Source organism: Fluviispira multicolorata (assembly GCF_009208585.1).
Lineage (GTDB): Bacteria > Bdellovibrionota_B > Oligoflexia > Silvanigrellales > Silvanigrellaceae > Silvanigrella > Silvanigrella multicolorata.
In genome coordinates, this window is record NZ_WFLN01000004.1 from 707,929 (window position 1) to 720,197 (window position 12,269).

Annotated in this window: 11 protein-coding genes; 2 read left to right on the top strand and 9 right to left on the bottom strand. The window is 29.9% G+C overall.

The genetic code is table 11. The annotated features are described in order from the left end of the window. Positions 1-66 precede the first annotated feature (66 nt). Both GCL57_RS03055 and GCL57_RS03060 read right to left on the bottom strand, forming a co-directional pair. Positions 67-426, bottom strand: coding sequence for a hypothetical protein (locus tag GCL57_RS03055; RefSeq protein ID WP_152211786.1), 360 nt, complete (start codon positions 424-426; stop codon positions 67-69). A 94-nt stretch (positions 427-520) separates the two neighbouring features. Beyond that, positions 521-991 (bottom strand): transglycosylase SLT domain-containing protein, encoded by a 471-nt coding sequence (locus GCL57_RS03060; protein ID WP_211363212.1) that lies wholly within the window; start codon positions 989-991, stop codon positions 521-523. Between the two features lie 299 nt (positions 992-1,290). On the opposite strand from GCL57_RS03060, the gene GCL57_RS03065 reads away from it, so the two are divergent. Next, positions 1,291-3,192, top strand: a complete 1,902-nt coding sequence (locus GCL57_RS03065; protein WP_152211787.1) for a MutS-related protein — start codon at positions 1,291-1,293, stop codon at positions 3,190-3,192. A 204-nt stretch (positions 3,193-3,396) separates the two neighbouring features. Then, positions 3,397-4,440, top strand: a complete 1,044-nt coding sequence (locus GCL57_RS03070) for a c-type cytochrome (RefSeq protein ID WP_152211788.1) — start codon at positions 3,397-3,399, stop codon at positions 4,438-4,440. A gap of 12 nt (positions 4,441-4,452) precedes the next feature. On the opposite strand, the gene GCL57_RS03075 is transcribed toward GCL57_RS03070, so the two are convergent. The 7 genes from GCL57_RS03075 to lysA all read right to left on the bottom strand — a co-directional run bounded on the left by GCL57_RS03075 (position 4,453) and on the right by lysA (position 11,918). Continuing rightward, positions 4,453-5,643, bottom strand: coding sequence for a sensor histidine kinase (locus tag GCL57_RS03075; protein WP_152211789.1), 1,191 nt, complete (start codon positions 5,641-5,643; stop codon positions 4,453-4,455). An 18-nt stretch (positions 5,644-5,661) separates the two neighbouring features. Next, positions 5,662-6,387 (bottom strand): M15 family metallopeptidase, encoded by a 726-nt coding sequence (locus GCL57_RS03080; RefSeq protein ID WP_152211790.1) that lies wholly within the window; start codon positions 6,385-6,387, stop codon positions 5,662-5,664. 7 nt (positions 6,388-6,394) lie between these two features. Then, positions 6,395-7,483: a DUF819 family protein gene (locus GCL57_RS03085; RefSeq protein WP_161597570.1), complete on the bottom strand. Its 1,089-nt coding sequence runs from the start codon at positions 7,481-7,483 to the stop codon at positions 6,395-6,397. A gap of 223 nt (positions 7,484-7,706) precedes the next feature. Then, positions 7,707-8,276 (bottom strand): GNAT family N-acetyltransferase, encoded by a 570-nt coding sequence (locus GCL57_RS03090; protein ID WP_152211792.1) that lies wholly within the window; start codon positions 8,274-8,276, stop codon positions 7,707-7,709. Between the two features lie 21 nt (positions 8,277-8,297). Further along, positions 8,298-9,338, bottom strand: coding sequence for a leucine-rich repeat domain-containing protein (locus GCL57_RS03095; protein WP_152211793.1), 1,041 nt, complete (start codon positions 9,336-9,338; stop codon positions 8,298-8,300). 151 nt (positions 9,339-9,489) lie between these two features. After that, positions 9,490-10,491, bottom strand: coding sequence for a tyrosine-type recombinase/integrase (locus GCL57_RS03100; RefSeq protein WP_152211794.1), 1,002 nt, complete (start codon positions 10,489-10,491; stop codon positions 9,490-9,492). 29 nt (positions 10,492-10,520) lie between these two features. Beyond that, positions 10,521-11,918, bottom strand: a complete 1,398-nt coding sequence (gene lysA, locus GCL57_RS03105; RefSeq protein WP_161597571.1) for a diaminopimelate decarboxylase — start codon at positions 11,916-11,918, stop codon at positions 10,521-10,523. Between the last annotated feature and the right edge of the window lie 351 nt (positions 11,919-12,269).

Sequence of the window (12,269 nt, forward strand, 5' to 3'; positions counted from 1 at the left end):
ACATGTGTTAAAAAAATAAGACATAGGTAAAAATTACTTACTCATTATCAATAAAATCATTTCTATTTAATGATGATGCGTATTATTGTTACTTTCATTACTGTCTTGAAATAATTGCTTCAGTGCAAATATGGCAACAAGTAACATACAAATTACAGATACCCATAAATGTAGATAAAAAGAAGCAATTATACATGGAAATGTTAATACCAAACCAAAAGCATTTGGTGAAACAAATTTTATACTATCATCTGTTCCAGCAATTGCATAAATTAATGTCATTAAAGGACATACGGTTATTATTAAAAATATCCAAGTTTGATCGGGAGCTCCTTTTTGAAAATGAGGAAATAATTTAAAAATACCAATTATTAATGCAATAAAACTAAAAACTCCTGCCAAAATGGAAAAAATATTTTTTTGCATTTTTTTCTCCATAAAAAAAATAAAGGAACACGGCGATTCGTGTTCCTTTAATAATACTCTAAATCTTAAAAATTTAGATGTCAGAGATTCTCTATTACATTAACTGATTATTTTTGACGATAACTTCTGCAATATTATTTGTATTGTAGTTAGGGATTTGATAAGCAAGACAAACTCTTTTAAATTTGTTATATGTTACCCAAGCCGTCAAACCTTGTGCTTGATAAACTTTAAACGCACATCTTGCATTCAAGACAGGGTTTTGTAAATCTTTTGCGCTCATCTTGCACTTTTCCATCCAAATGTCATTGATTTGAAATAAGCCATGATCTTTAGTGCTATTATTATTGTGCTTATTTATTGCATTTGGATTAAAGTTTGATTCAAACTGCGCAATACATGTCACAACTGGAACTATTTCACGTGGAAACCCAGCTCGTTCTAAGGTTTTTGCAACCTGTTCTTTGCTCATTTGACGATTTAATCGAGTGTCTTTTCTCTTTGCAGGCAAAGCAACCGCAGAAAAGCTTAATAAAATCATAAGTATATAAAAAAACCACTTCATTGAATATCCTTTATGAGGTTTTAAAATTTGCATTTAAGGTGATTATAAGCTTAAGAGTAAAGCTTATGCTAAAATATATAGCAAATTTTATACCACTTATAAAGCTATATTAACATTGGTATTTAAAATGAAAGTTGCAATTGACCTGTATAAAAGATAGACACTTCACAAAAATCTGTCTATTTTTTAATCAGTAATTGACTAAAATGTTGTAATGTTGTCTTGCCATAAAATTCTATGCTAACTTCATTAGGTTGAATTGTTTAATTTTTGTATTTATCCTATTGTGAGAGCTAATAATGAACGAAGATCTACAGAAAAATCCTAATAATAATTCTGATTCTCTACTGTCTCCATTTATAAGAGCACAGGCAAGATCAAAAATTATTGATAGCAAATTAAAAACCTTTGACAATCGCTTTGCTCTCTTTCGTCTTTTAAGTACCATTGCACTGCTCGCTATTGTAGTTAATTATGCACAAAAATCGAACTCTACAACAACACTTCTGCTTATCATTCTTTTTTTAATCTTCTGTTTATTTACCTCTTGGATTCATAATATAATTCAAGCAAAACAAAAAAAATGGAACGCTGTTGCATTGAGCTATGAACTCTCTGAAGCAAGATCTCAAAGAGATTTTGATTTTATAACTACCCAAAAATCCCCTTGGCACGATGAATGTATTGTTGTGCCTAAAGGCCATGTTTATTCATCTGATTTAGATATTCACACACAACTTTATTTATTACTAAACACATGCTCAACTAAAGAAGGTTCACAAAAACTATTTTCAATGCTTATGGAAGCCGGCATTCAACCTGAGCAAACACAAATTGTCATTGAAAGGTCTAAAAATGCTCAAACCTTAAGTCGAAAAACAAGACTCTTAAGGCATTTTGAATCATTGCGTTTAAGTGAGTCTTTTTTACAAAAGTATTTTAAATTATATGAAAAAAAAGTCGAAGGAGAAAATTCTGAATTAGAAGAAAAAAAAGATTCAAATTCAATTGTTTCAATATCATTTCGAATATTTTATGCCTTTGTTAGTATTTGTGCGTGGTTCATTATTCTTATTCCTGCATTTAATAATTTTATTTCAACTGGAAATACAGAAGCCTTTTTACAACCCATTTTTTTATACACCGGTTTCCTATTACTTGGAACTCTAATCTTCACTCCAATCACTCAATTAGCAACTAAAGTTGCTCAATCATCTAAAACTCTTCAAGAAATAATTAATACATTAAATAATAACGAAAGTATTGCAGAATCACTCCAATTCACCTTTTTAAAGAAACAGGCAAAAGCAAAAATTAAATCATTAAATCTATTATTAGATCTTGTTTCTTTACGTGGAAATCCTATTTTTTGGGTAACACTCCATATTTTTCTTCCATTTGATGCTCTTGTTTGCCTTATTCTTCAATTGAAAATTAAAAACTTTTCAGCAACCCTTAAAGTTTGGGAAAATGAACTTTATGAATTTGATGTTATTGCAAGTTTTGCACGATTTGCAAGTGAAAATCCAAACAGTCGATTTGTTACGTTAAGTGAACGCAAGCAAGCATCAGATCAACAAATAGAGTGCACCCATCTCGGTCATCCGTTAATTGCCACTCAAAAGCGAATTTGCAATACCATTAAATTGCATAAGAGTTCACCAGTTGTTTTATTAACAGGCAGTAATATGGCTGGTAAAAGTACATTTTTACGAACACTAGGAACAAATATTGTGCTTGCAAATATAGGAGCACCTGTTTTTGCAACAAAATTTATAATGCCACCATTTCGTCTTTTATGTGCCATTCGTATTGATGACTCTTTGTCTGAAGGAACAAGTTATTTTTATGCCGAAGTAAAGCGCCTCCATTTTATTTTAAATTCATTAAATAATAGCTATCAAAATCCTGGCTTTTTCTTAATAGATGAAATATTTAGAGGAACTAATAATAAGGAAAGATATATTGGCAGTTGGCATATTATTCATGCTCTCTTTGAAAAAAATTCTTTTGGTTTTATTTCGACTCATGATCTTGCATTGACCGAACTGGATAAAAATGACTCGCGTCTAATAAATATGCACTTTAGAGAACATATTGAAGGATTAAAACTCGCTTTTGATTATCTTATTAAAGAAGGCCCCTGCCCCACCACAAATGCTCTTTATATTATGAAACAACATGGCTTACCTGTACCATAAAAAACTCACTTTAATTTGAATTTTTATCATAAAACATGGAAGACCTATTTTGAGCACCCATACTTTGCAATTTTCAGATTAAAAATCTGATAAAAGCGTCAAAATATTGTAAATTAAATAATAAACAATACTTTTCCTATCAGGCAATAATAAATATTGTTAAAATTTAATATCAAACTATAATATGACTAAAATAAGGCTTTTATGAAATTATTAAAAATTTCTTATTTCTTTATCGCTTTGACATCAACTCACTGTTATTCACAGCAAGAGACGTGGGATTTAAAAAAATATCCCCTTGGTACAAAAATAACAAATATTAATGAAGCCAAATCACTCGTCGAAAAAATTGAAAAAAGAAAGAAACAGGCTTGGATAGAGCCAAATAAAAATGAACTTCCAAAAGGAAAGGAAGGAGAACTCATTCGTTATGGTATTGAACTTGTAACAAATACTTCTCAATTAATCGGACCAAAAGCAAAGAAGAAAGAACTACGTATATCTGCTAATAATTTAGATTGCGTTCACTGCCATCAAGTTGGACTCAGTGGATTACCTGGAACAAAAAAATATTCCATTCCTTGGATCAATAGCAAAAATGAATTTCCACAACTCGATATTAAATCGATGACTGTTAAGTCTATCGAAACTATAATTAGAGGAATGCTCGGAACCACTCCTCAAAAAATGTCAAATAATACGAAAGAAATGAAAGCAATAGTTGCTTACATAAACTGGCTTGGAAAAAAAACACAACTAAATATGAATATGGAAAATACAAAATTAGACAATCGCTTTAATTTACCTAAAAGAGCATCGAATCCTATTAAAGGCAAAGCACTTTATAACACTCTTTGCTCTAGCTGCCATGGTATAGAAGGATTGGGTCTTAAAAAAGCGGATTTCGAACAAGGTGGAGGATATCAATTTCCACCTGTTGCAGGCGATGACACCTACAGTGATGGTGGGCATATGTACATGATTCCACTCTTAACTTCATTTTTATATACGAATATGCCCATGGGAGCCACTCATGATAATCCGATTTTGAAAATTGACGATGCTTATGATATTTCAAGCTATATTAATAATAATTTAAAGAGAAAACACGATTCAAATAGGATGGTGCTTTATCCATTTAAGGAGTTGAGACCTGAGGGATTTGCCATCCCTGAGCACTTCAAAAATAGCAATCAAGAATTTGAAAAAGCTAAATTTGGACCATTTCAATCAAAGTTCTGGTGGTAAAACTGAATTTACCTATTTATTTACCAGATTTCGGGAAAATTTATTTTCACTCACTACTTTATCATGAGAAGTTAAATTTGTAGAAATTTTATTTAAAATTTCTACACTCGCAGGCAGTGTGAAATAGAATTCAACTTTGCCCTCAGGAAATTGACTATTTTTTACTGAATGACAATAAATTTTTCCAGTATGATTTTGAATGACTTTTTCGGCAATAGCAAGGCCAAGTCCAATCCCATTTTTTTTATCTCTGGTATAAAAAGCTTTAAACAAACTTTCTATATTTTCTTCGGAAATAAATGAATTGCTATTTCCAATACAAAACTCAATATATAATATTTCATCAGTAAAAACTTCTCGAGTTTTAAACCAAATACTTCCTTTAAATTTCATTGCTTGTAGTGCATTCAACAAAATGTTTGAAAAGACCCTCTCAATTTTTAAAACATGCACCTTTATCATATGATTGTGATCGAAGTGATATTCCATTGAAATATCTGACTTAGAATGAATGGTAAAAGTTTCTGTTACTATAGTTTCTATTAACGATTCTGGATTTATATTCTCCAATATTAAATTTTCAGCATTTGCACCTATTTCCATAATATCAAGGAGCATACCATTCACTTTTTGGATAGATTTATTTACCTCTGGAATCATCATTTCTAGCAAAGAATTCATTTGCTCAGAATCTTTTGTTTTTTCAAGGAGCATAAGACCTGCTCGTAAAAGTGCAAAAGGTTGACGAACGTCATGCGCAAGTAATTTTGTTGTCATTGCAATTGCAGCATTTTTTTCATGAGATTTTCTTTGAAACTCATTTATTCGATTAATAGAAGTATTCAAAATTTCATAGAGCTCATAAATTTCTTTTGATAGATTTTTTGGGATTTCAATTTCTTGGAGTGTGGTTGAATTTTTAAAGTGAGTGATTAAAAAAACCAAAGGAGAAATGCTATTTTTTAACAAAATCCAAAGTAAAAATATGAGTGCTATGGAGATAAAAATCCAAATTATGAAAATCTTTTTTAAAATAAATAATGCTATTTCCTGAGAAAAATGCTTTTGTAAAAAACCTAAAAAAAACAGAGATGCTAAAATGAAAAAAACTATCCAAAAAACAAGAAAAGTACCAAGTATTTTTCTAATAAGCGGTGCACTACATGCGAATTTAAGGGTGGTTAAATTGTAAATAGCACGCATAGGAGTGTCTCTTCTTTATTATAACTCTTTTTCCATAGATTGATAAAACCATGTTACATTAAGGGTATTTGCCCAATGGCAATCACCCAAATCATAGTGCCACCACTCAGCATTATAGTTGACAAAACCTACGTATTTCATAGCATTGAATAATAACCTACGATTCTTTCTGATTTCAAACCATTTTTCTTGTGTAAAGCCAAACTCAAGTTTAAATTCTTGTTCAAACCAATCTGTTTGAGAGCTTTCTGATACTTCATCAAATTCAGTCCCCATATCTAATTCTTGAGCATTAAATGCTAAATTTAGGTCAATAGCACCACCACTATTGTGCATAGGAATTTCATAAAGAGATTTTTCGTCTGGATGAACAATATATTCTTTTGTAATAGAAAAAAGCTCCGCATGTGATAAATTAGGGTTTAAATTTTTTTGTTGATCATAAATAAAGCGAAATAAATCATACTGAGTTTCAATGGTTCTAAACGCATCAAATACACAGAAATTAAATTCATTAGGCAACATTTCTAGTATTTGATTTAATTTTAAAACCACAGCTGCCCTTGCATACATGGTATTTAAAACCCCTTTTAATTTTATCTCTTTATAGGAATGCAGTGATTTAATACGGAAATTTTGTTCAATAAAAATAGGATTTGAGTTTAATTTCAGCCAATTGATTTCCTCTTGATTAGGCTTCTTGTAATCAAAAATAATGGGATTTTCAAAAAAATTGTTTATCATAAATCTCTCACTTTGGTAAAATATATTGCAATAGATTAAACACAAAAACTCCGAAAAAATTGGCAATGGAATAGCCTAAAACCCCAAGGATAATCCCAATGGCAATTCCGCTTTTCCACTTTCGTGTCTGAGCTAAGGCAACGGCAGTCCCTGGACCTCCAATGAGAGCTTGAGAAATAATAGATGTTGCAATTTTATTTAGTTTGAATAAGCGCGCTGATATAAGAATAAAAAGCGAGTGAGTGAAAATGATTATAACGGGCATCATAATAATCGTTTTTGGTAAATTTAAAATAGCTTGTAAATCGGATACAGCACCAATGCTAAAAAAGAAGCCCGCAAATAAAATTGCTCCTAATACATATGCCGATTTAAAATAATCCTTTAGTATTGGAGTTTGACCAGCAAACAGTGCAAAAATACTTATCCACAGTATTTTATGCATAAAACCCACGTATTTTACAGCATATTCAGCAAGAATTACAATACCTAAAGCAACAAACAGACAAGCTAAAAGACTGACTATGCTCACCTGCACACCATCAAAATTACTGCCATCATCATCAGCAATTTTAAACTCTTCGCCTTTATCATTTGCAAACCAAATACAAATAATAAGCCAAAAGCTTGTGACAACACTGTCTAAGGCAAAGGTACCAATAAAATAATGGTTGGGAATTTCTAGTAGCTTCTGCATAGCAGCTGCATTTTCGAGGCCACCAATATAACTTGCAGTGAGTTGCGCTGCTATTTTATATGAATCAACTCCCAACTCATGTGCAGCGGTAAAACCTGCAATTAAACCACCGAGTATACTACCTAACATCCCAAATATAAAAACAAAAATTATTTTTAATGGTAATCTAATGAAATCAGAAAATTTAAAATCTAAAGTAACCATTGCAATAGCTAGTAATACAATAGGAGCTTGCAAAAAATCATACAATTCAGAATGAGCAGGGACAATACCAATTTGACTTAATAGCATGGCAAATAAAATCAACAGACAGACGCTGCTAACATGAGAAATCCATGCTATATGACGCTCAATAGCATAACAAAATAGTGAAGATCCAAATATGATTAAAAGTATCATTTGAGTCGTCATAAAAACCTAATAAAATTAATATGCAATTTTTTTTAGAAAAGCTTTTGAATAGAGCAGAATTACTATTTGCAAAAACAATTTCAAATGGAAATATTACTTTTCATTTTAATTTTATTTTTGTCAAGTAATTGAAATTAAATATTTAATGTATTATTACCTGATAGATTACCAAAAAAAAATTAATTCATTAAATAATTAATTTTTTTTTATTTTATTTCAAAATAAAACGAAATATTGGTATAATTCTTCCTGAAATAACGTCTGATTCTTTTTCACCTATTTGAGTTCCACCAAGACTTAAATAGAAAGGCACAGCATTTGGATCTGCGGCAATTACAAAAGATGAGATTTTACTTTCACTCAATTCATACAAAAGCGCTTGCCATAAATTTTTTGCTATTCCAAGTTTCATGTAATCTGGATGAATAAATAAATATCCATCTGATACTTCTTCACTTTGAACTTTTTTGCGACACCAAAAACCAATTATTTGATTATTTAATTCCGCAATTAAAGTAACAGAGCTATTGATAATTTCAGCATTAATAATTAAATCTTTCTTCCATAAATCCATCCACTCTAATGGATATCCCCAAGATTTTTTTGAAAGAAATGCTAATTCAGTCAGTTTGTCAGAGTCTTCTTCTTTGGCCAATCTAATTTTATAGTCAACATTAATGCGATCTCCATGTGCTTTTGGAGTTGAAATGAGCAAAAATTCAAGGTCAGTGTTGGCAAAGTTATGTATACTATGGACATTGTCTTGAGTTAAATTATTCATATAGCCCCTTTTTAACAATTTTTACAAAGTCCGTTCTTCTACTTTTACAATATTTGTGGGAACAATCTTTACAAAGTCAGAACATAAATCATCAAGAATAACACTTCGCTTCATCTTTGAATGATTTGAAAGATAATCTTTGCATATATTTAAATCAAAGGGATTGTCATCCACGCGAACTTTAACATTCATCATTTTAAGATTAAGAAGGGGTTTAATATCTACAATATCATTATCTTCGGCAATAAAAACCCTCATGTTTTCCAATTGTGTTATGGCATTGATTTTTGTTATATGATTTTTACTCACAAATACCCACCGTGAATTTTTTAAATATTTAATTGCACTAATATTGGAAAGATTATTATTGGATAAACTTATTACAAACAAATTTTTAAGTGAAGTAAGAGGATTGATATTTGAAATCATATTGTTATTTAACCAAAGGGCACGCAAGTTTGTAAAGCTTCCAATAGGAGAAACATCAACAATTTCTTTGTCAGCTAAATTTAGCATTTTTGCATTAACTAGAGAGTTTTTAACATACTCATCGTTACAACATTTTGCATGTAATATGTCTAGAATTGCATTTACGGTTTTTTTTATTTCTTTACCTGAAGTCTCTTTTCGTTTGCACCAAGAACGAAATGTTCTATTCAGTCCTATGCGAAGAGCGATGGATTTTTTTGTCTTTTGACTTGTAATTTTATATTTACATTGAGTAAACGTAGTTAATAATTCTTGAGGATCATGAAATAATATTGATTTTTTACGAAAATCAATTGATTTTTCACAAACTACTGAGTCTGACTTATTTTCAATATTAATAAATGAATCTTTAAAAAAGGGACTTAATTTTTCATTTAATGCAATTCCTTGCATTTCAATAAGAAAATCGCTATTTGATTTTTCCGTAAGCACATTCTTATCATTAAAAAATATATTGACTAAAATATCATCAGGGGATGCAAATGCAGACAAGTGCATTATAAACAAATACGCTGTAAAAATTTTAATTATTTTTAGACTGTTACAGTTTTTTTTTCGATTTGCATCTTTCATAATTCATCCCTACTCAATAAATCAACAAAATGCTCATATACTATCAGCACTGTAAATTCAATTTTGATTTTGATTGTCTTCTAAACTGACACTTAGCATTTCTTTAAATTATTAAATCAAATAAATTTTTGTCATACTTTATTTTATAATTCTATTCAAAAATATCCATTTTCTTAATCTCTGACTTCATATGTTCATTGGAGTTTTTAATATAAATTTCAGTAGTTGTAACTAATTTATGATTTAATAGATTTTTAATTTCTATTATGGGAATTCCATTTTGATGAAGCAAAGAAGCAAGAGTTGTGCGACAGCTATGTGGACTGATTTCTTTTTTAAGACCAGCAGCTTCAGCACAAATTTTAACCATTCTAAAGACAGATGAACGACTTAATTTTGTTATATTTTTAGACATCTGTGTTTTTATAAAAAGAGGCTCGGCCTGTGATGCATCCGCTCTAAATTCCTTTAAATATTCGATAAGCACTGCTGCCGTGGCTGGATGAATTATAGGAGAGTGATTTAAATCACCTTTTGCAATCATATGCAGTTTCCAAATCTCTCCATTAAATTCTAAAGACTTTATTTTCAATTGGCAAAGCTCTTCAACTCTCATTCCTACAGTAAGAAGTGTATATAAAATTACATAACGTAATCGCCATTTACGATAAAAAAGATTATTTTTTTGCTGAAACTCTGAACATTTTAAATAAATATAATTTAATAATTGTATAACTTCATCGTGTGTTAAAACATTAGTTTTACCATCACGGCTCACGGGATCTTTAATTATTAATTCAATTATGTTTTTATGCATAAATTTTCTTCTTATAAGAAAATTAAATAAAGATGACAAAGCAGATAATTTTCTTCTTATACTTGATGCTTTTAATTGAGAAATACTATGTTTCCAAAGTAAAACAATCCGTTCGGTAACCTGATGAAAATCAATAACTTTAATTTTTAATTGCAAAAAGCAAAATAGAAAAAATTCTCTAATGTCTCTCTCATATGACTTTCGCGTATTTACGCTTCTAAAAGAAGCTAAAAACCATGAAACTTTTTCATTTATATCTTTCCCAAAATATTCATCATCATTACAAGAATATTTGTATTCGTTTTCTAGAGACATAATTTCTTTATTTTTAAGCATATACACCCATATAAAATGAAAAAGAAAAATTAGTTCTCAATAATTTCAATAATTTTACCATTTTTTATGAAAATTTCAGCAGGCAATTTTCTTAAATTATAATGACTTGCCATCGATCTGCAGTATGCTCCTGCCTCAAAAAAAGCAAGCACATCATTCTTGAATAATTTAGGTAAAAGTGCATCTTTAGATAGAAAATCACCACTTTCACAAACTGGACCTACTATTTGCCAATGAATCTTTTTCCTTAAAGAGTTTTGTTTTAAAAATTCTGAATTTTCAAAATTAACAACTTCACATTGATGCTTTGCATTGTAAATGCTCGGCCTTGGAAAATCATTCATTGCGCCATCGACAAAACAAAAATTATGATCATTTGAATTATGTTTTGTATACAAAACTTTAGTTAAAAATACTGTAGAGCTTGCTACAATACTTCTTCCTGGTTCAAAACAAACAAATAAATTTTCACATTGATTTCCCCAGAGAATATGAAGTTTTTTATATTTTTTTGCAAGATTAATTAATGTTGAGCAAAAAAATTCAACATGTACACTAATATCTGTTCCATCTAAAGAAACGCCTTCATAAGGCACCCCTAAACCACCCCCGAGGTCAATATGATAAGGTTTAATATTATTTTCAAACATGAACGATGCACATTCTAAAATCTTTTCAATTATAAGAGAAAAAATTTTATTTTCCATTAACTGTGATCCAACATGAACATGAATTCCTTTTAAAGGGGAGATCCATTCTTGAAAAGCTTGAGAGTTTGGAAAAACTTGTTTTATATTAATAACCCATTCTTCAAAATGTTCAAATAAGATACCAAACTTTGAATCAAGAGCACCTGTTTTTAAATGAGGGTGCGTTTTTACTTCAAGACAAGGATTGAGACGCAGAGAAATAACAGGAATGAATTTTAGTTTATTAATATTATCAGATATATAATTAAGAATATCTTTCAGTTCATCAAGGTGCTCTACATTTAGATAACCTAAACCACCTTCAATTGCTTCACGCCATTCCTCTTCTTTTTTACCAACTCCTGCAAAACAAATTTTTTGAGGAGAAAAGCCAGCTTTTAAAGCTGCACGCCATTCTCCAATTGAAACAATATCAACCCCTGCTGTCGTCTCTTGAACTTGCTTTAAAATAGGATTTGAAAAATTCGCTTTCATGGCATAAAAAATAGAATTATTTTTGAAATATTTTTTTAAAGTTGTTTGATAGATGTTAACTCTTTCTGCAACTGCATTTAGACTCGTGACATAAACAGGAGAATGATTGCATTCAAGAATTTTGGAGAGAGGAACATTGTCAATCAAAAATCCATGACCTATTTTACGTTCAGTTAATTTAGCGAGATCAAAAAAGGGGCGCATTGTTTTACCTTTTTTTAATTGAATAAAAATTAGACCCATCATAGGTCTTCTATTCATCTTTTTTAACAGTATGTATTTGCAACTGTCCAGTCGTTTAATTAAATTAATATTTTAATAGAATGGGATGATAGTTACTGAAAAAAATTCATAATAAATAACTATGATCTCATATTAAGCTAACCAATAAATATAATATCTATATTTATTGGTTAGCTTAAAAAGGCAAGCCACATAAATTAACAAATTAATCTTGCTATGTATAAATTTTTTTGATATTACAAACCAACACTCACTTTCATAAGAAAAATCTTATGAGCTTCTTTTTCGTCTGGCAGGATAAATTAGGGAAATGTGGTGAGATAGATTGAGAGACAATGCAAGGTAGGTGAA